Origin of the sequence: Parafrankia irregularis, assembly GCF_001536285.1 — a bacterium.
Lineage (GTDB): Bacteria > Actinomycetota > Actinomycetes > Frankiales > Frankiaceae > Parafrankia > Parafrankia irregularis.
In genome coordinates this window covers 17609-37790 of sequence record NZ_FAOZ01000036.1, presented here as the reverse complement: position 1 = coordinate 37790, position 20182 = coordinate 17609, and the positions used below count along the sequence as shown (strand labels likewise).

General features: G+C 70.6%; 16 protein-coding genes, 1 tRNA gene and 1 riboswitch. Of the genes, 8 read left to right on the top strand and 9 right to left on the bottom strand.

All coding sequences use genetic code 11. From position 1 onward, the window contains the following. The first annotated feature begins 459 nt into the window (after positions 1-459). The gene (locus tag AWX74_RS33200) at positions 460-1641 is read left to right on the top strand and encodes a glycoside hydrolase family 26 protein (RefSeq protein ID WP_165615896.1); all 1182 of its coding nucleotides are present in this window, start codon (positions 460-462) and stop codon (positions 1639-1641) included. A gap of 52 nt (positions 1642-1693) precedes the next feature. Here the strand turns inward: AWX74_RS33200 and AWX74_RS33195 are convergent, their stop codons facing one another. The 5 genes from AWX74_RS33195 to AWX74_RS33175 all read right to left on the bottom strand — a co-directional run bounded on the left by AWX74_RS33195 (position 1694) and on the right by AWX74_RS33175 (position 6707). After that, positions 1694-2407, bottom strand: coding sequence for a TIGR03085 family metal-binding protein (locus AWX74_RS33195; RefSeq protein ID WP_091284753.1), 714 nt, complete (start codon positions 2405-2407; stop codon positions 1694-1696). A 26-nt stretch (positions 2408-2433) separates the two neighbouring features. Next, positions 2434-2880 carry a response regulator gene (locus AWX74_RS33190; protein ID WP_091284751.1) on the bottom strand — a complete coding sequence of 149 codons (447 nt, stop codon included), beginning with the start codon at positions 2878-2880 and terminating at the stop codon, positions 2434-2436. Further along, positions 2877-4535 (bottom strand): sensor histidine kinase, encoded by a 1659-nt coding sequence (locus tag AWX74_RS33185; protein WP_091284827.1) that lies wholly within the window; start codon positions 4533-4535, stop codon positions 2877-2879. Before AWX74_RS33185 ends, AWX74_RS33190 begins: the two co-directional genes overlap by 4 nt. Positions 4536-4546: 11 nt before the next feature. Further along, the gene (locus AWX74_RS33180; protein WP_091284749.1) at positions 4547-5737 is read right to left on the bottom strand and encodes a PP2C family protein-serine/threonine phosphatase; all 1191 of its coding nucleotides are present in this window, start codon (positions 5735-5737) and stop codon (positions 4547-4549) included. Between the two features lie 157 nt (positions 5738-5894). Further along, positions 5895-6707 carry a hemerythrin domain-containing protein gene (locus AWX74_RS33175; protein WP_091284747.1) on the bottom strand — a complete coding sequence of 271 codons (813 nt, stop codon included), beginning with the start codon at positions 6705-6707 and terminating at the stop codon, positions 5895-5897. A 159-nt stretch (positions 6708-6866) separates the two neighbouring features. Here AWX74_RS33175 and AWX74_RS33170 point away from each other — a divergent pair, with 159 nt between their 5' ends. After that, entirely contained in the window at positions 6867-7382 is a 516-nt protein-coding gene (locus AWX74_RS33170; RefSeq protein ID WP_226931094.1) for a hypothetical protein, read from the top strand. On the opposite strand, the gene AWX74_RS33165 is transcribed toward AWX74_RS33170, so the two are convergent. Then, positions 7331-9136, bottom strand: coding sequence for a DUF4139 domain-containing protein (locus AWX74_RS33165; protein ID WP_091284745.1), 1806 nt, complete (start codon positions 9134-9136; stop codon positions 7331-7333). The genes AWX74_RS33170 and AWX74_RS33165 overlap by 52 nt on opposite strands. Positions 9137-11085: 1949 nt before the next feature. On the opposite strand from AWX74_RS33165, the gene AWX74_RS33160 reads away from it, so the two are divergent. Together AWX74_RS33160 and AWX74_RS33155 are read left to right on the top strand one after the other, a co-directional pair. Further along, the gene (locus AWX74_RS33160) at positions 11086-11475 is read left to right on the top strand and encodes a hypothetical protein (RefSeq protein ID WP_006541059.1); all 390 of its coding nucleotides are present in this window, start codon (positions 11086-11088) and stop codon (positions 11473-11475) included. Positions 11476-11879: 404 nt separating this feature from the next. Beyond that, positions 11880-12056: riboswitch (cyclic di-AMP (ydaO/yuaA leader) on the top strand. A gap of 124 nt (positions 12057-12180) precedes the next feature. Next, a complete protein-coding gene (locus AWX74_RS33155; protein ID WP_091284743.1) occupies positions 12181-13167 on the top strand; it encodes a C40 family peptidase in 987 nt (328 codons plus the stop codon). 1067 nt (positions 13168-14234) lie between these two features. Here the strand turns inward: AWX74_RS33155 and AWX74_RS33150 are convergent. The 3 genes from AWX74_RS33150 to AWX74_RS33140 all read right to left on the bottom strand — a co-directional run bounded on the left by AWX74_RS33150 (position 14235) and on the right by AWX74_RS33140 (position 17047). Then, a complete protein-coding gene (locus AWX74_RS33150; protein ID WP_006541057.1) occupies positions 14235-14903 on the bottom strand; it encodes a PHB depolymerase family esterase in 669 nt (222 codons plus the stop codon). Between the two features lie 144 nt (positions 14904-15047). Continuing rightward, positions 15048-15800, bottom strand: a complete 753-nt coding sequence (locus AWX74_RS33145) for a type 1 glutamine amidotransferase (protein WP_054568268.1) — start codon at positions 15798-15800, stop codon at positions 15048-15050. Further along, positions 15797-17047, bottom strand: a complete 1251-nt coding sequence (locus tag AWX74_RS33140; protein WP_091284741.1) for a Mur ligase family protein — start codon at positions 17045-17047, stop codon at positions 15797-15799. Before AWX74_RS33140 ends, AWX74_RS33145 begins: the two co-directional genes overlap by 4 nt. Positions 17048-17445: 398 nt before the next feature. Between AWX74_RS33140 and AWX74_RS33135 the strand changes: the two genes are divergently transcribed. From AWX74_RS33135 to AWX74_RS33120, 4 genes are all read left to right on the top strand, one after another. Continuing rightward, positions 17446-17937 carry a tRNA adenosine deaminase-associated protein gene (locus tag AWX74_RS33135; RefSeq protein ID WP_091284739.1) on the top strand — a complete coding sequence of 164 codons (492 nt, stop codon included), beginning with the start codon at positions 17446-17448 and terminating at the stop codon, positions 17935-17937. A gap of 94 nt (positions 17938-18031) precedes the next feature. Continuing rightward, positions 18032-18502, top strand: coding sequence for a tRNA adenosine(34) deaminase TadA (tadA, locus tag AWX74_RS33130; RefSeq protein ID WP_091284737.1), 471 nt, complete (start codon positions 18032-18034; stop codon positions 18500-18502). Between the two features lie 193 nt (positions 18503-18695). Further along, a tRNA-Ser gene (locus AWX74_RS33125) sits at positions 18696-18782 on the top strand. Positions 18783-19327: 545 nt separating this feature from the next. Beyond that, a complete protein-coding gene (locus tag AWX74_RS33120; RefSeq protein ID WP_091284734.1) occupies positions 19328-19972 on the top strand; it encodes an NAD(P)-dependent oxidoreductase in 645 nt (214 codons plus the stop codon). Positions 19973-20182 lie beyond the last annotated feature (210 nt).

Here is a 20182-nt window from a genome sequence, read left to right as displayed (position 1 = left end):
GCGGCATCACCACCACCCGACCGCGAAGCAAGTTCAATTAACAAATTGGGCGCTAAATCAACGCCGGAATCACCGCAAGGTGTCGGCCAGACGACAAGGTGCGGCCCGAAACAACCATCGCTCACGCAGAGCGACAGTCCGTGCGGGATAGCTCCCCCCGCCTACGTGGCCACCCACCTCCGTGTACGCTGCCGTCACAACTGTCTAGTCACGTCAGGGTGACCAGAAGGAGTTTCGTCAGACCAAGCCCTGTGGAGGGTCGTCCGCTCAGGAGTAGGCGGGTGGGATCGGGGGGTCCACAACGACACCGCCCGGCACGTCACGGCCGGGCACGGAGGGATGTCCGCGGTGAGACATCGTGCGGAGGGCCAGCCCAGCCCGCGCAGAAAACCGTCCGGATTGCGCCGTCGATGGCGCGGTCCGGTCAGAAATCCCGCCTGGATAGCTTCGCTGAGCATCATGGCATTCGTCGCGGTGGCGGTCGGATGGACGCTGGCCCCGGAGCGGGACAGCGATTCCTCAGCCGTCGTCGAGGCATCGGCCATCGACCCCAAGGACCTCCGGGAAGCCCGCCCGGACGTCAACACCGGCGACGGCCAGGACACGTCCCCGTCGCCGAGCCCGAGCCCGAGCCTGAGCCCCTCCCCCGTCGCGACGACGGCGGCGGCGGCGACCACGCCACCCGCGGCGACCGCACCGCCCACCACCCCCGCGCGCACAGCCCTCGGCGCGGCCGGCTCCAACACCCCCTCCGGTGGTGGCGGCGGCAGGGTGCCCGGTGGCATGAGCGGCGTCTACGCGAACAACCTGACCACGGTGCGCGACTGGGAGGCACTGCGCGGATCGGCGGTGAACGTCGTCCTGACCTTCGCCGACAGGGGAAGCTGGGAGACGATCACGCATCCGTGGGTCGGCGGCAGCACGGAGAAGTTCGCCGGCTTCGCCGGCACGTGGGTGATCTCCCAGCCCTTCTTCCCCACCGGTCAGGGGAGCATCTCGGCGTGCGCGTCCGGTGCCTACAACAGCCACTGGGCCGAGTTCGGCCGCTGGCTGGTCAGCAAGGGCCGGCCGGCGACCATCGTCCGGCTGGCCTGGGAGTTCAACGGCACCTGGTTCGAATGGTCGGTGCGCGGCAATCCGAGCGCCTGGGCCAGCTGCTACCGCCAGGTCGTGTCCGCGGTCCGCTCGACGGACCCGCAGGCCCGTTTCGACTGGGCGATGAACGCGCACAGCTCCAGCCCCTGGGACGCCTACCCGGGTGACGACTACGTCGACATCATCGGCATCGACTCCTACGACCAGTGGCCCGCCAGCACCACCGCGGAGATCTTCGACAAGCAGTGCAACCAGGCGGTGGGGCTGTGTGCGGCCATCGCGTTCGCCCGGGCGCACGGCAAGCAGTTCTCCGTCCCCGAATGGGGCCTGGTCGCCAGTTCGGGCACCGAGGCGGGCCGGTCCGGGCAGGCCGGCGGCGACAACCCGGTCTACATCCAGCAGATGTACGAAACCTTCCGCGCGAACGCGGATGTGCTGGCCTATGAGACCTACTTCAAGGACTCCCGCGCCGGGAACGTGCACTCGTCGCTGATCAACCCCAACGAGAATCCCAAGAGCTCAGCCGTCTACGCCTCGCTCTGGTAGCAGCGGGCGACCGCACTGGTTCCTCCTGCCGCCGATCCGCGCGGCAGGAGGTTCAGCGGGCGGCCTCCTGGTTGCCGGCACCAGCCGGCGCCGCGGCACCTCGCGCCGTGACACCTCGTGCCGCGACGGCCGCGACGGCCTCGGGCGTGCCCCGCAGCTCGACCTGGGCCGCGGCGTACCGCCCGAACGCGAAGAGCAGGAGCTCCTCCGGCGGGCCCACGATCTCGACGACCGGCTCCCGGCGGCGCAGGGTGAGCCGCCCGGGCGCGTCGGTCCGTTCCGCGATCACACCGACGGCGCTGTGCCGGAACTCGGCGAGCCCGATCAGCCGCAGCGCGGCCCACATGGCGTCCCGATCGACAGCCGCGTCGTCCGCACCGGCCGGGACGTCCGCGACGGCTGGGAGACGTCCGGGCGCGGCGCGGCGCAGGTCCTCGGTGTGGACGAAGAACTCGACCAGGTTGGCCGCGTCGTCCAGGGGCGAGAACCGGGTCGGGTGCCACCACGGCGGGCCGGCGCGGAACATCTCGACCAGCTCGGGGTAGTTGTGCGTACGCATCGTCGCCCGCTCGGCACGTTCCGTCAGGCCGTGCAGCGCGCCGACGACCAGACCAGGGCCGGCCCACGGCACCCGCTCCCGGGTGACCAGGTGAGCGGCGAGGTCGTGCGCGGTCCAGCCCGCACACAGCGTGGGGCTGGCCGGCCCGAGGTCACGAAGCAGGTCCGCGAGAATCTCCCGTCGCACTCCTGCGCGCCCAGCAGCCATGCGGTGACTTTAGGCAGACGAGGCGACTACTGAGTGGGAAGCCGGGCGACCGTGATGAAGAAGTCGTCGATCTGGCGGACCACCGACACGAACCTCTCGAAGTCGACCGGCTTCGTGATGTACGCGTTGGCGTGCAGGTCGTAGCTGCGCAGGATGTCCTCCTCCGCCTCGGAGGTGGTGAGCACGACAATCGGGATGCGCCGCAGCTGCTCGTCGGACTTGACCTCCGCCAGCACCTCCCGGCCGTCCCGGCGTGGGAGGTTCAGGTCGAGCAGGATGAGATCGGGCCGCGTCGCACCCGCGTACACGCCCTCGCCCCGCAGGTAGGCCAGTGCCTCGACGCCGTCGCTGACCACGTTGAGGTTGTTCTTGAGCTTGTGGTCCTCGAACGCCTCACGGGTCATCAGCACATCGCCCGGGTCGTCCTCGACCAGCAGGACCTCGACCGGGACGACAGGCTCGGGCTGGGTCACGACGGACCTCCTGGTTTCGGCAGAGCGGGCGGCGAGGACTGCGCGGGTGGCGAGGACCGCGCGGGTGGCGAGGACTGCGGGAGGAGCGCCGGGGGCGACGGCTCCGTCGAGTTACCGTGCGGGACCAGATCGGTGGGCAACACCACGGCGCGGCGCTTCGGCAACGTCCAGCGGAAGGTGGTGCCGGACTCCACCGTATTGTCCAGCCAGATCAGCCCTCCGTGGAACTCCACGATCTTGCGGCACAGCGCGAGGCCGATCCCGGTTCCCTCGTACGCGTCCCGCGCGTGCAGGCGCTGGAAGATGACGAAGATCTTCTCCGCGTACTCGGGCTCGATGCCGATGCCGTTGTCGGCGCAGAACAGCTCCCACTCGTCCGGGCGCTCCACCGCCCCGATCCGCACCCGCGGGGGCTGCTCGCCATGGAACTTCAACGCGTTCCCGATCAGGTTCTGGAACAGCTGGGTGAGCAGGACGGGGTCGCCGGGAACCGTCGGAAGTCCGGCCGCGGTCACCTCCCCGCCACTGCCCTCCAGCGCGATCGACAGGGTCACCCGGGCCCGCTCGACGACGTCGGTGAGATCGACGTCCACGAAGCTCTCGGTGCTGCGGCCGACCCGGGAGAACGCGAGCAGGTCGTTGATGAGCTGCTGCATGCGCTTGGCACCGTCCACCGCGAAGTGGATGTACTGGCTCCCGCGCTCGTCGAACTGGTCGCCGTAACGGCGGGACAGCAGCTGGCAGAAGCTCGCCACCTTGCGCAGCGGCTCCTGCAGGTCATGCGACGCGACGTAGGCGAACTGCTCCAGGTCACGGTTGGAACGGCGCAGGATCTCCGCCTGCGCCTCGACGGAGGCCCGTGCCTCCCGCGCCGTCTCCAGCTCGCCGAGGAGCTGGAGCCGCATCAGCTCGACGTCGCGGGCCAGCGACTCGATGTCGGGTGGGCCGGTGGACCCGATCTGGTGCTCCAGGCTGCCGGCGGCGACCTGGCGCACATCTGCCCCGACGGTCTCCAGCGGCCGGGTCACCCACACCCGCAGCGCACGGAAGATGAGCGTCAGCAACACGATGAGCGCCACCGCCGCGACCACAAGCGAGATCACCAGCGTGCGCACCGCATCGCTCAGGTTGTCCCGGGCCTGCAGCGCCGCGGCCCGCACCGCGTCGTCCAGCGCGGTGCCGGCGGCCCGCACCGCGTCGAACCGGACCTTCCCGACCGTGGGGTCGAGACGGTTCGCGGCGTCGACGCCACCGGCGCGCACCGCGGCTATCGCCGGGTCGGCGTAGTCGTTGTGCCACTCGTTGACGCGCTGCTCCAGCGTTGCAAGCCCACGCTGCAGGTCCGGGCGGCTGGCCACCCTGGCCGCGAGGCTGGCACGCAGCTCGTTCTCGGTCTCGCGCCCCTGCGTGTACGGATCGAGATACTGGTCGTCGCCCTCCAGCACGTAGCCGCGGACGCCGGTCTCCTGGTCGACCAGGCTCGAGATCAGCCGGACGGTGCCGACCTGCACCGGGGCGAGGATGTCGCTGCGGACATGGATGGCGTCGTCCAGGCGCGCCATCGACCAGCCGATCATGCCCGCGGAGAGCAGGAGGATGACGGCCACCGCGCCGTAGACCGCGCCCAGCCGCCGGCGCAGCCGCCAGCCCCGCATCGCCGCGACGCTCACGCGGGCAGCACCCGCTGGAGCAGCAGCAGCGCCACGTCATCGGTCAGCGGGCCGCCGTTACGTTCCTCCACCCGGTCGATCAGCGCGTCGAGCAGATCGTCGGGCCCGGACTCGGGCCACAGGTCGACCACCTCCGGCAGCACCCCCTCCCAGCCGAGTGGTTCGCCGCCCGGCCCGTCACGCCCCTCCAGCAGACCGTCCGTCGCGAGCAGCAGGGCCCACTGCTCCCCGAGCTCGACCGTCACCTCGTCGCTCACCAGCTCGTCGAGGATGCCCAGGGCGGGGCCGACCACGTCGCCCGGCAGAGCGGTGACCCGCGGGGACAGCAACGCCGGCGGCGGATGCCCGGCCAGGGTCATCCGCAGGCTGCGCCGGTCCGGCGCGATCGCCAGGGCGCAGACCGTCGCGAAGATCTCGTCGTGCTCCCGCTCGCTCACCAGCACCTCCTGCAGGAAGCCCAGGCGATCGGCATCGGGGACGCCGGCCAGCACCAGGGTGCGCCAGGCGATGCGCAGGCTGACCCCCAGCGCGGCCTCGTCCGGGCCATGCCCGCAGACGTCGCCGAGCAGCACGTGGACGGTGCCGTCCCTGGTGGAGACCATGTCGTAGAAGTCTCCGCCGAGCAGCGCCTGCCGGTGGCCGGGCCGGTAGCGGGTCCGGTGCTCCAGCGTCGCGTCGTCCATCAGCGGCCTGGGCAGCAGACCGCGCTCCAGCCGGGCCTTCTCGTCCGCTCGCAGCTCGGACTCACGCAACGCCCGCGCCGCGGTGTCGGCCCGCTCACGCTCGATCGCGTAGCGCACGGCACGGACCAGGTCCCGCCCGTCCACCTGGCCTTTCACCAGATAGTCCTGCGCGCCCGCGGCGACGGCCTCGGCCCCCCGGTGCTCGTCCACCAGACCGGTCAGCACGACGACGGGCGCCCCGCCGTCGATCGACAACAGCCTGTCCAGCGCGGACAGGCCCTCGCTGTCGGGCAGGCCGAGGTCCAGCAGGACGCAGGCGGTGCTCTGGGTTCGTAGAACGGCCTCCGCGACCGTCCGCACCCGGGTGACCTCGACGGGGGCGGAGACCTCCTCGAGCAGGGCCGACACCAGGAACGCGTCGCCGTCGTCGTCCTCGACGAGCAGCAGTGGCCAGCTCACGCCCGCCAGGCGTGCCGCCTCACCCTCGGCCGCGGATGGCCGCATGGCAGGGATCTCGCTTGCCGTCACTTCTCTCCAGGCGGGGGCGACGCCACGCTGATCGGCGGGCACCAACAAATACTGACAGGTAGCAAGTAATCGTTGTAGCAGCTGACAAGGAGAAGGTAGCGCCGGCCGCGCGGCGGAACGTGTGCTTACGGCCTCAATCTCCGGAAGTTCCGGTGCCCGGGTGCGCCTGGTCACTGGTCGGGCACCCCAGCTGGTCACTGGTCGGGCGCCCCAGCAGGTACCAGCCCCACAGACCGGCCGGTGCCGGCGCGCGGACCGGACGGCCTGCCACCGCCCGGGCGTCCATCGTGTCCAGCAGATGGTCCCAGTGGCCGGCCAGCCGGGCGGCGAGACGGCTCGCCAGGCCCGCCCGATGCCCAAGGTGCGGGTGCGGGCGGGTCGGTGCGCGCCGCATCGCCTGCTGGACGTCCTCACGCAGCCGCATCAGCTGTGGACCGGCCAGCCGCTCTTCGAGATCACTCAGCAGCCGTTCCTCCGCCCGGGCGTGCGCCTGCCCGAGCTCCACCAGGTCGGCGCGGAGCTCGGACACCCCGCTGCCGGGCTGGTACCGGTCGCCCTGCACATACTGCTCTATCCCGCGCATCATGCCGGCCGCCTCGCGGGCGGTCTCGCGCAGCGCAGCGGTTCGGGCCGGCCCGTCCGGAACCGCCGTGGCAGCTGTCGGGTACACGACGCCCTCCATGACGCTCAGGTGCGCGCTGAACGCGGCGACGGCGGCGTCGATCGCATGCAGGGCCAGCCGTGGATCCGCCGACGGGCTCTGCGGGCTGCCGGTGTTCTTCGCGAGCTCCTGCCTGGCCAGCTCGAAAAGATCAGCCGCATCACGGTGCGTCTCATGCACCAGGCCCGAGAGCGTCGAAACATCCGCACCACCGGCGGTACCGCCACTGCCGGTGCCGACTCCCACACCGGTGCTGGTGCTGGCCGCCTCATCCTGGTGAGCCATGACCGCCTCCCGTACGTCCAAGCTACGCCGGCCGCCCCCCGCACGCATTCACACCGGACGAACACCATGCGCACCCAGCTTCGCCGGAAATGCTGGTTCTTCCCCGATCAACGCCGGAGGATGCCTACGGACCGGATGGAGTCAGCTACTGTTCAGTACATGCTTGGCAGCGTCGCACCGGCCACCCTGAACGAGGCGATCACCGTCGCCCGTTCGCGACTCGGCCACGCCCGCCGACGCCTGACCCACGGGGAGCTCCCACCACTCGGCCATCTGATCATCAGGCACCAGCTTCCCGTGCCCGGCGGGGTCGAGGCGTTGTGGGCCATCGTGTCGACCTGGCCGGATCCGCGGACGATCCACGGCCGCAGCCTCAACGACGGCGCGCACCCGGCCCTGGTCCACATCCGGATGGGCAGCCCCGTGGTCGTCCCGGCCAGCTCCGTGATCGACTGGGCGGTGATCGACGGCACCGCGGAGATCGAGGAGGGCGGGTGGACACGGGGCCTCACGGCCAGCCAGTCACCCCGAACCGCCGGCCAGTCGTCCCGAACCGCCGGCCAGCCCTCCCGAACCGCCGGTCAGACTCCTCGGACGAGCGGTCAGCCGCCCCGGGCGACCGGTCAGTCGCCCCAGCCGGTGATCTCCGCCCCGCGGGGATGCTCAAGGCGGTAGGAGAGCCGGATCTCCCGGCTCGCGCCCGGATCAAGCTCCAGGTTCCAGGTCAGCAGCCCCAGCTCGGTGTGCTCGGCCGCCGCCGGCTCGGCTGACACGTCCCGCACGGTGATGCTCTCGTGCCGCGGCACCGGCACCTGATCGCGGACCGTCACCCGGGCCCGCATGGACGCGTAGTTGGTCACCAGGATGGTGTAGGCGACGTCCGTCCGGCGGACGTTGCCGACCATGCGCCGGCCGGTGCTCCGGCGAGCCAGCCTGCGCTCGACCTTCACTCTGTCGTCCACCCCGAGCTGCAGCTCCAGCTCGCCGCCGGGCGGGATGAGGTCCAGCCTGCTGGTGCCGACGAACTCCCGCTCGTGGAAGACCGACACCCGCCCGGCCGGGAGCGTGTGCGCGGAGGTGTTCACGACCGCCGCCCGCAGATGGGCCTCCGCGGCCAGCTTCGGGACGGTCAGGTGGTCGAGAACCGCGTCGAGCTCGATCACGGCCACCGTCGCACGATGCGGGTCGCCGTCGGCGGGCACGGCCACCGGGCGCGGGGGACGGTAGGTGGACGCCGCGCCCGCCGACTCCAGCACCGCCGTGGCGGCGGCCATCGGCGGCGCCGGTACGGGCGCCCGCCGAGGCGCCGCGGCGAGTGGCATCGCGGCGCCCGCCTCGGTGGGCATGCCGCCGACCAGCACCGGGCCCCCGCCCGGCGCCGCGAGCGCCCCCCGGATGTGCACGGACTCCGGCGCACGCCGGACGTCGACGAACTGCGGGTCCAGTTCGGGAAGCCTGAATCCGCTGGCGGGACGGGCGGTCGACAGTCGAAGATCGGTCGCGGGCCAGTCCTCACCCGTACGCTGGCTGATCATCGCGAACCAGGTCAGCGTCACCCGCTCACCTTCCAGCCGCGCGTCGTAGCCGGACACCCACGAGGCCGACCCGACCAGGTAGGAGACCTCCATCTCGGCGGCGGTGTCGCTGTCCGCGGGCAGCTCCAGATCGGCGGGCAGTTCCAGATCGACGAGGACCGCGCGGGTGTCGGGCACCGGCTTCGCCCCGCGGGACTCGATCAACCGGCCGATCATCGTCAGTTCCTTCTCCGCCTCCTCGCGCCGCCTGGCCAGCTCCCGCCGACGCGCGTGCACACCGGCGATCTGTGCCGCGAACGCATCGCCGACGGAGACCAGCTGGCCGGCGGCGTCGACGTCCCCTGGGCCGGCCGGACGTCCGCTGCCGGCGGCCCAGCCGCGGGCCAGCGCGCCCGCCCCCACCCGCGCGGCGACGTCGAGGAAGGTGCGGCGGGCCCGCTCGGTCTCGTCCTCGTCGCCGATCTCGGCCAGCAGCGCGCGCAGCTCGTCCTGACGGGCACGCAGGTCTGCCAGGGCACCGGCATCCGTTGTCGCCCGCGCCTGGGACACCACCCGCACACCCAGTACCCGGGCCGGGCCCGTCCCGCCTACCCGCACCGAGTTCTCGTCGAGGCCGATGGGCAGGCCGCCCACGACCGCCTCGACCCGGGTCACACCCCCCGGCAGCGCGGAAAGATCGAGTGGGCCTCGACGGGTCACCCTGGCGGCGGTGGGGTAGACGACAACAGCTGTGATCGGCGCGTCCAGCGCCACCGTGGCGGTTCCAGTAACCGCGGCGGCCTCGGTGACCGAGGCGGTTTCAGAGACCGAAGCGGCTTCAGGGGCCGAAGCGGCTTCGTCGACCGTGTCAGCCTCGTTCGGGGTGTCCGATGCGTCGTCCGCCACGGCAGCCATGCGGTCACCCTACGGGCAGAACGATCGTTTGATCGCCGGTGGCCCACAGACCCTGGCCAGCCCTGGACGGGTCTGGACGGGCTCGGTCGGGCCCACCCGTCGGGGCAGCCCCGCCGCCGCGCCGTGCCCCCGGTCGGGTTCGCCGGCACGGCCCCGCTGGCCGCGCCGGCTCCGCCGGAACGTCGTCGACCGCCGGGTCGGTCGAACCGGCGCGCAGCGTCACCGGTCTCGATCATCGAGCCGCAAGCCACGATTACCCTGCGACACGACGACGGTGGCCGTACGGCCACCGGAGGCGCGCGGCCTGGCCCATCCGCCGGCGGCGACCACGGGGCAGGTCGACAGCACGGCCACACGCGGCGCCCGTCCGGTTCCCTCCCGCCGATCTCCCGCCCGACGGCACTTCCCCCCAACCCGACCATCTCATCGCCCGCCCAAGAACCCGACCGCCGCGGCCGGTGCCGCTGATCGGATCCGACACCGACCATCGCAGCACGGACAATCCACCGGGACGGGTCTTCCGTCCGCGCCGGTGCGAAGCCGCGCGCCGAACCGCCGCACCGAACTGCCGCAACGGGCCGGCGGACCGACCGACGAAAGCCTTACCGCCGAGCGGCGGGCCGATCTCTTTCCCTGTCGGGAAGAGCAGCATCGAGTGGGTCACCCGACAGCTGCGGGCCGCCGTGGCGCGGGGCCGCGGCTGCCGGGCACAGCAATGCCGAGAGATCCGGGCGAACCGCTCTGGCTGTTTACCGCGCGGCCGTCGGCCAAACTGATCAGCCTTGCCCGACACACGCCGCAAGCATCTGGGGCAGAAGAAAACGTGGCCCTGTGAGCCCGTCGCGGATCGCGCCGGGGATTTCTGACGATCGCTGCAGGTTCGCCGGTGGGATCCGGCGGTTGCCGCTGGTGGTGACAGTTCGGGGGGCGATCTCCTCGGCCACGGGGCTGACCGCGAGCGCGGCCGTAGCTGCCGGGCAGGACCTGAGGATTGTGGTCGCGAGAACAGCCGCAATCCTCGGCTCTTCGAACCGCGGCTTCGAGCTGCCACCGCGCCCGCCACCACCGCCGGACAGGACCTGAAGATTATGGTCGCGAGAACAGCCGCAATTTTCGGCTCTTCGAACCGCGGCTTCGAGCTGCCGCCGTGGCCGCCACTGCCGCCGGGCGAGACCTGAGGGCTGTGGTCGCCAGGGCGCGGGTGGCAAAAATCCCGAGAAGCGGTGGATCCGGGCGAGCGACTTCTACTGGGCAGCCCGGGCTCGCCCGCCAACGGCGATCCCGGCCAGGTCCACCCGATTAACCGACCTTGATCGACGTTGTTGCGCGACAGGATCCTATTCTTAGAAAACCGTCCAAAACCGGATCACATACTTGCTCCACACGGCGCCATCCGGATCCACCGACACACCCACACGGATCAGCTGCACACTGATGATGAGGATGACCGGGCATCAGCCACGATCGCGACTCCGGCCATCGCGCCCCGCATCCCGCCCGTGCTACGAGGCCACGACGGCCGTCGTGATCGATCACAGACCACAAGTCACGTCACTTATTGTGACGATCATCGGATGGCATCCAGTGGCCAGAACGGCGCGAGTCACTGGCCCGCCGCTTCGCTCCGTCACATCCGAAACCCTCCGTTGTCGACACGGAGATCTCCGATCGCTGGATCACACGGCAACCGGTGATGATCCATCCAGTCGGGTGCATCCGTTGGTCGACACCCGTCTGGTGGCCTCGACACACGCCGTCGTCCGTTGACTATGTGCCGGATCCTGCCGACCACACGCCTCAAATCCCGTGCGTCGACTAACGTAACCAACCGTGTCGGAACTTCGGCGATGGTCGAGAACGGGGCGATGGTGCGCCTCCAGGCTGCCTTCCGCCCAGATCACGACGCCCCTCCAGCAGGCCCGCACCGCAGGCCGCGGCTGGAGTCAGCCATGACGCACCCCCAGCCGAGGCGGCACGAGCTCTCACTCCTGCCCGGCCGCGGCGATCTGATGGCTGAGCTCGCCAGCCGCCTGGAGGCTCTGGACGCGCTGCTCAGTCGGCTGGAGGACGCGGAGCGCCAGGCCGCGGACGCCGGCGAGCACATCATTCGCACCAGGCAGTGGCAGGAGGACACGGTCCGGACGCTCCAGGAGGAGCGAGCCCGGATGCGTCAACGCCAGCAGGCTCTGGACGATCTCGCCGAGCACGCCCGCGCGGCCGTCGAGGCCATGCAGAGCAGCTACCGCACGCTTCCGCCCGAGGTGACACAGCTCGCGATCGAGCTGCAGGTGCTCCACAACTCCGGGTTCCTGAGCCGCCGGAGCGGTCGTCCGCGCTGAGCCGGCCGTCCGCGCCGAGTAACCGCTTCCCTGGGCAGGCCCATCCACTCTGAGCCGCCGTCCACGCGGAGCCGGCCCATCCACGCGGAGCCGCCGTCCGTGCCGAGCCGCACCCCTCCATGGCCGTGCTTCACGGCCCGCTCCGGCGTCTGTTGCGGGTCGTCAGTTCGGAACTTCTCGTCACCTAAAGTGTTTGTCCGTGATCCTCGTGTGGCCGTCCAAAAACGTGACGTGAAGCTCAGCACCCCCTCTGACCTGGGCAGATGCGCTCCCGCAAGGGGCACTTCTTTGCACACTCGGTGTAGTTGGGGGGGACTAGTGTTTACCCACACCATCCGTGTGGACTAGTCTCGCTTGCGACGTCACGACAACACCGGGCCGAACGCCGAATCCTGCCCGCGGCCCCGGTGTCCCCTCCGAGTCGTCACCTCGGGCAGGAGCGGGGGACCCACCTCCACCGACCGGCACCAAGTAGTGGTGCGGGTCTAGGGGTGAAGTCCATCGCACGAAGGTCGCGCGACGGACCGGGCAGCCCAGCCCGAACCCGACAGCTCACCTCGCAGGCGTACGGGAAGGAACGCAACGTTGTCTGCGCAAAGCGTGCAGCTTGATACCGAGAGACGCCGGCAGCAGGAAGGCCGCGGCCGCCACCGGGCACCGTCAGCCCCCACGGCGTCGAGTCGAGCAAGAGCCAGGGCCCGAGCTGTGGCCGCCGTCACCACCGGGACTGTGGCAGTCTCCGGGGTCGCGCTCGCCGGATGTGCTCCGGACACCAACGCGGACGCTGCGTTTGATGAGGCGTCGAACACCGCCCCGATGACCCTCGCGACGCAGATCGGCTCGCGACTGGCCGTCGACGGGGCCATCCAGGTTGCGTCCGTGGCCGGCAGTGGGTCCACCACCGTGCTCGACGCCACCACCGACATCTCCGCGCCGACCCTCTCCTCGAAGGTCGATGTGGGCCTGCGGGTGACCAACCCCGAGGTCACCGTCAACGCGAACGAGCCGGTCAACATCGGTTTCTCGCTCTACGACGAGCAGACCAAGGCCCCGCTGGCCGACCAGCTCATCAAGGTCCAGGTCAAGCTGCCCACCGGGTGGGCGACCTTCCTGCACCTCACCACGGACGACCGGGGCCAGGCCTCCTACACGGCCCGAGTCCTGACGACCACCAACGTCACGGCGATCTTCGACGGGACGGACTCGCTGCAGTCCGCCCACTCCGAGAACGACGCCACCCTGACGGTTCGTCCCCCCGTGCCGGCGCAGGCCTCCCGTCAGGCCGTCCGCTCGGCCGTCGAGGTCGAGACGCCCGTCGTCAGCGTCAACGTCGGGGCGAACACGATCGGCGAGAAGGCCGTCTACCTGGCATCGCTCCAGGCCGGCAAGCCGTACATCTACGGCGCGGAAGGCCCGAACTCGTTCGACTGCTCCGGGCTCGTGCAGTACGTCTACAAGCAGCTCGGCAAGAGCGTGCCCCGCACGACGGACCAGCAGTACGCGGCGACCACGCACATCTCCCAGTACAACAAGGCCCCCGGCGACCTGATCTTCTTCGGCACCCCGGGCAACATCTACCACGTCGGTATCTACGCCGGCGACGGCAAGATGTGGGTCGCCCCGCACAGCGGCGATGTCGTCAAGCTGCAGACGATCTACACCACCTCGTACATGGTCGGCCGCGTCGCCTGAGCACCGTGAGTACCGGCCGGCCCGCCTTGCTTTGCCGGCTGGCTCCGGGCTCCCCTCTGTTCATCTGATAAGCCGCACGCACTGACGGGGCAGCACGGATCGCCCTGTCCTCGGAACGAGCCGCCGCGCGATCTCCCCCTCCGGTCGCGCCCGGCTCCCGCCGCCGGGTCGGCGTTGGTCGGGATTGACTCCGGCCCGGCGGTCACCAGATCCGATGTGTGGTCCCCTGCACCGGACCGCAGCCTCACCTTCCGCAGACCCGCGAGCACGCCCCGTTGCCCGCACTGCCAGGAAGTGCCTGACGCCACGCGACTCGCGCTCGCCGCGTGACCGTCTCGACACTTCCGGCACCTAGGCCGTTGCGACATCATTCTACTTCGGCATAAGCGGTGTAGATGCGGCGCAAACCGTCCAGAATGCGACCATCGGGCATCAACGCCCGCCACACAAACAAAACAGAACCACACGCACCACCCACCCGGATCCGCAGATCGTAGATCCTTCCGGTGGGATGGACGTCAGATCCCCCCCATCTGACGTCCATCCGGCCGGAAGGCCTCGGACTCCGCTGGTCGCCGTTCCGATCCCCCCCCCATTGGACCGGCGGCCAGCGGACCCTCCGCCACCCGGCCTCCTTGTGGCCTGTCGACGTCGTTACCCCCCTCCCGGCGACGCCGACAGGCCACGCGGGCCCCGACCGTGACTCCTTACCGGGATCACGGTCGGGGCCCGAACAGGAAATCGGCACTCGGTGCCGACAGCCGGAGGCAGCGCCTCCGGCGCCACTGGAGCCAGCCGAGGGGCCTGACCGGCAGGCCTGCCGATCCACACTCCACCGGATCCGCAAGACCCGAATTGGCCAGCGGCTCCGCGACATCCTCGGCCGCCGCCGGACATCCGAGCTAAGTGACTAGTTCTTTGCAACTAGAGCAACTCGGCTGGAGCATGACGTGGCGGCCGATGCGGGGTCGATGGGGTCAGATGCGGGGCCGACCGTGCACCCCGCACCCGTCCTCGCCGCACCCGTCTCGTCGAGGTCCCACCCGTCTCGTCGAGCCGGACTGTCGTCACACGGTCCGGTGCAGGTCGCGGGAGAACTTCCACAGGGCGTCCGTGACGCCCTTGTCCCACTCGGTCTCGGCGAACCGGCCATGCGGGGTGACGTTGTCGCAGGTCGGCCCGGGCTCGGTGTCGAACTGCCCCACCACGCCGACCGCGGCGTAGATCGGCGTGGCCGAGGTGCAGGCCGCGAGCAGCGCCAGCCGGGCCCCCTCACCCATGCCCCAGAGGTACACCCGGTCCAGGTCGATGTCGGACCGCTTCTCGTCCATATAGCGCACGACATCGCTCAGGTACTGCACGTCCGCGCCTTTCGGGTCGTCCAGTCGCCAGGTTCCGGCGACGGCCTCCGGGAAAGCGAGCGCGAGATCCTTGCGATTCGCCAGCGAGGACACCTTGCTCCCCTCTTCCAACGTCTTCGCATCCGAATTGTCATCGTGCAGGATGATTACCAACGGCAACGGGTCGCCCGGATCAGAAGGCGCCTGGACGAGCAGTTCCCGGCCGGCCGAGGGATAGCTGTCCGGGATGGTCGCCTTTTCGACCTTTGGATGGCCCCGTCCCGCGGCCAGCCACCAGACGACCACCAGCACGACGCCAATGATGATCACGTTTCTCTTGTTCTTGCCCCACCATCCGGCAAGGGGATTCGACGCCACGATGCAACCGAACCACACCCCACGCCCGGAAATCGCCTGATTCGAAGCAGCGCGTCCTGGCAGACCCGCTCAGGACGACGCCGCAAGCGCCGGACGACGCCCGGGACGACCATCACGCCACCCCGCCGCCCCCGCGCCCGCCGGCCACCGGCGCGGGTGTGCTCAGCCCTCCGCGAGCGCGTGAGCTCTGGCGTCACGCAGGATGCCCACCTCACGCGGGCCGTCCAGCGGCGCCAGCGGGCCGTGCACCCAGGTCAGCAGCAGGTCGGCCAGGGCCGGGTTCTGCGCCAGCACCGGCCCGTGCAGGTAGGTGCCGATGACCTTCCCGTCGACGACACCATCGGTGCGGGCGGGTGTCCCGTCCCCGACCCCGACCCGGACCGTGCCGAGCGGGATGCCGCGGAAGCCCGGCAGCGGGCGGGTGCGCCCGCCATGGTTCTCATAGCCGTAGAGCGTCGGCAGGCCCAGCTGGGGGCTCGGTTCCACCACGATGTCGCCGACCGCGCGCGGCGGCGGCGGGACGTCCGGTGGTTCGAAGGAACGGCGGGTCTCGACGTCGATCAGGTTGACCCCGTCGTGGATCTGGCCGTTGCCCGCCGGGAAGGTCGCGCCGATCACCTGGTAGCCCGCGCAGACGGCCAGCACCGCCGCGCCGCCGGACACGGCGCGCAGCAGCGAGCGGTTGCGGCGCATACCGTCGGCGGCCAGCACCTGCGGCTCGTCCTCACCGCCGCCCAGCAGGTAGATGTCGCAGTCGGCCGGCACCACCTCACCGGCCGGCACCTCCACGATCTCCGCCCGCAGCCCACGCCAGCGCAGCCGCTGGGCCAGCACGATCGCGTTGCCACCGTCGCCGTAGGTGCCGAGCAGCTCCGGATAGATCAGCGCGATCCGGGTCGCCGAGGGGCGGATCACCGGGTGGTCCGCACGAGCAGGTCGCGGAACGCCGTGTAGTTCGCGACGACGTCCACCACCTTGTCGTTCGCCGCCACGGCGGCGGCCTCGGCGTCGGCATGGACGCTGTGAGGAACCTCGGCATAGGCCAGGCGCACGCTCATGTCCTCCTTGCGGCCCCCGGTGACGAGCACCTGGCGGCCGGAGAGCCGCTCGAAGGGCACATCCCAGATCCAGGACGGGTCACGCCCGTCCGCCGTCTGCGAGTTGAAGTCGATCACGACCGGCCGCGGCGGCGCCGAGTTCAGCAGCTCCATCATCTCGACCCAGCCGGCCGGGTTCTTCGCCAGCAGCAGGCGGGCCTGATGGCCGTCCTGGCCCAGCGGCACCTCCTGGTAGCGGCCCTGGACGTCGCCGATGCCACGCATCGCGGCGAGCGCGTCCTCAACCTCGACGCCGAACTCGCGCGCGGCCGCGGCGGCCATCGCCGCGTTCGCGAGGTTGACCCGCCCTGGCAGGTCGATACGGGCGGGGATGCGCCGGCCGAACCACATCAGCTCACCGAGGCCGGCCACCGAGACGATCGGCTCAGGCCTGGCCAGGCCACACTCACACCACCAGCCGGAGGCGTTGCGGTGCAGCAGCCTGGCGCACTGCGGGCAGACCATCGCGTCCGCGGTCCAGTTCTGGCCGGCCGACACCCACACCTGGCGTGACCAGGTCATCGCCGCCCAGGCCACCAGCGGGTCGTCGACGTTCGCCACCACGACCGTGTCGCGCAGCTCGGCGCCCAGCTCGCGCCAGATCGCGGCGATCCGGCGGGTCTCGTTGGACCGGTCGAGCTGGTCACGCGAGATGTTGAGCAGCAGCACCACCCGCGGCAGGATCGCCCGCGCCACCTTGGGCAGCCAGATCTCATCGACCTCCAGGGCCGCGGGAGAGTCGTACGGCGGCCTGGCCAGCGCGGTCATCACGCCGGGCGCCATGTTCGCGCCGCCGCCGTTCGACTTCACCGGGCCCAGCGTTCCCAGTGCGCGGGCCAGCAGCCTGGTGGTGGTCGTCTTGCCGTTGGTGGCCGAGACGCAGGCAGTCGGGCGGTTGGAGCCGACCTCGGCCAGCGCGCCCGGGGAGATCCGCAGGGCGATCTTTCCGCCGATCATCTCACCGGAGCCGCGGCCCAGGCGGCGGGACGCACCCGACGCCAACCGCTCGGCCGCGAGCGCAAGCTGGGTACGGGCTGTGAGCCGGCGTGGCAGGGGTGTCGTCATCGCGTCTCAAGAGTGCCATGCGCCCGCGCGGGCGTGATGCGGGCCCTGCGCTCTGCCCCTGTTTCCACCGTGTCCCGCCCTGTCCCCGCCCTGTCCGCGACCGCGAACCGCGTGCCCTTCGCACGAGTTTGCCCAGGTAAGGGCATCACCTGAGGTGGGTAGAGCCCCGTCCACCGAGGCACATGTGAGGCCCACGCGAGGCACGTTCGCCCCGCGGTCACGCGGTCACGGTGCACTCATGAGCACTCATGAGTAGGAAGGCGCGGCCCCTGATGGATGAGTAGGGCGCCCAGCGGTGAGAATCACAGAAGGGATACGGCATCACCCCGGGTCGGCAGGCCAGCGGGGCCCCATGAGGGCACGCCCAGACCCGGCGGGAAGGGACGTGAGGACAGCCAGTGAGCACCAAGGGGATAGCGATCGCCCAGCACGGCGAACGGTGGACGGCACACGACCTCCACATCGCCGACATGGAGGATCTCGACTCGCTCGTCGACGCCATGCACGACCTCTCCTCCGGCACCGTCATCGCGTTCGTCGAGGAGGACGACGAGTACCTCGCCATCGTGCGGATCACCGCGCGGGATCCCGACCCGAAGGTCTTCCTTTCGGACCGCCGGGTCCTGTTGACCTCGGATCACGCCGAGCGCCTCTTCGCGGACGCGCTTCCGTCCATGGCGGGGTTCGACAGCGACGACGACTCCGACGAGGACACCCCCGTCGGCCAGGCGTCGCCCGTCGGCGACCTCGACCTCCTCGCCGACCTCGGGACGCCGACCGAGGCGCTGCTCGAGCTGATCGCCGAGGAGGGCATGCTGCCCGCCGACGTGATCAGCGCCATCAGCGAGCGGGCCGGCGCCGGGGAGATCTTCGACGAGGCCCGTGGCTGACGTCCCGACAGGGGCGGCAAGGCCTGCGGGCGGGGCGGCCCAGGCTGCGGGCGGCGGGGCGCCGCCGTCCGCGCCGGGCGTCTACCACGACCTGATGGGGCTCGCGCTGGCCGAGGCGGCGCTGGCCGAGACGGCCGGGGACGTCCCGGTCGGCGCGGTCGTCGTCGCCGCGGACGGGCGGATCCTCGGCCGCGGGCACAACGCCCGCGAGGCCGCCGGCGACCCCACCGCGCACGCCGAGGTCATCGCCCTGCGCCACGCCGCCGCCGAGCTCGGAGCCTGGCGGCTGGGCGGAACGACCCTCGTCGTGACCCTGGAGCCGTGCACCATGTGCGCGGGCGCGCTGGTACTCGCCCGAGTCGACCGCGTCGTGTACGGCGCGGTTGACCCCAAGGCCGGCGCTGTGGGCTCCTTGTGGGATGTCGTCCGCGACCGGCGGCTGAACCACCGCCCCGAGGTCATCTCCGGCGTCCGTGCGCAGGAATGCTCCGACCAGCTCGCCGCCTTCTTCGACGGCCGCCGCGCCCAGCGCCGCCCCCGCGACGGGTCGGACCGGCCCTCCTGAGCCCCGGCCACCCGCCCGGGGCGCAAAACGTCCTGCCCGGCAGCAACGCCAGCCGCGGCTGCCGTTCGAAGCCGCCCCGGACAGCACCGACCGGACAAGACACAACCGGGCGGACGGCCCGGGCGGCAGGGCACCGGCAGCTTCACCCACCCCGGTGAACCGAACCAGGACGACATCGCGTAAGCTAACCCGCGGTGGAGTCGCCTAGTGGCCGAGGGCGCACGCCTCGAAAGCGTGTGAGGGGGCAACCCCTCCGTGGGTTCAAATCCCACCTCCACCGCACCAGGAACAGGCCAGCCGCCGGGCGGACGTGATCAACGTCCGCCCGGCGTTTCGCGCTCCAGTCTCAGTTTCAGTCTCAGTCGCCCTGCCAGAGCAGCGACCCAAGGCGCTGGACCACGCGCCGGACCGGTCGGCGTCAAACCGGTGGCAGACCGTCACGGGTTCCGTGTCAACCCGCCGCACGGCGACCCACCGCGGAAACCGCGCCGCCGCACAGAACCAGCAATTGCTACCAATAGGCATAAATGCAACGCAGGGCCATTTGACGGCCGACAATAAGTGAGGATTTCGGTCGTTTTGGCAGCCGAAATCCTCACTTCCCGCTCGGACGCAGAGGCATCTACGGGATCCGCGGATCGGGATTCCGCGACCCGACACGGGCCGATCTCCTGTTCCGATCGCTAAACCGGCTCGAGTTGCGTCGACTCCGGAGCGTGTCATAGTCGATGCGCAAGGTAAACAACCGTGACCATGCCGCTGTTGCGCATCATCCAGCGGATCGATTTTCCACGGTGGCTCCGTAACCGAATCCGGAGGTCAGGAATGGCAAGGATCGTTGTACTCGGTGCCGGTGGTCAGGTAGGTCAGTCCATCGTCGCCGAGGCCGTCAAGCGCGGCCACGAGGTCACGGCGGTCGACCAGGACAAGAACTCGTTGAACGGAATCTCCCGGCAGGCCAACGCGGTCGCCGGGGACGTCACCTCCCGTGACGTCATTCAGAAGCAGGCGCAGAACGCGGACGTCGTCGTCGTCGCGCTGACCGGGTCCGCCCGCCCCGAGCACGCGAACGCCGCCCGCGCGATCGTCGACGTCGCCGGCAAGCTCGGCAACAAGGCTCCCGCGGTCATTCAGGTCTCCAGCGGCGGGCTGCTGGAGAACACTGACGGCGAGCGGATTCTCGACACGAAGGACTACCCCGCCTCCGAGCGCAAGGAAGCTCTGGACCAGGCCGACGCGCTCGACGTGCTGCGCGCCGCCAAGGGCAGCGTGAAGTGGTCGAGCATCGCCCCGCCGCCGCGGAACTTCGGCCCGGGCCGCCGCCGCGACGCGTACCGCACCGCCAGCGACCGCCCGGTTGTGGACGCGCAGGGCAACATCGGAATCTCGTTCGAGGACTTCGCGCTCGCCGTCATCGACGAGGTGGAGAAGCCGCGGTTCCGCAACAAGCGGTACACGGTCGGGAACTGACCTGACGGCACAGAAAACCGCCTGAGGTAATAACCGGCGAGAAACCAGGGCCGGGCTTCCGGACATACGGTCCGGAAGCCCGGCCCGACTGGTTGGCGGCCCGGATTCACCCGTTATCCCGCCTACCCTCCGAAGATCCGAGGATTTTTGTCGTACTGGCGACCAGATTTCTCAGATCTTGTTCGGCGGCAGACGGCTGCCTGAAGCTCG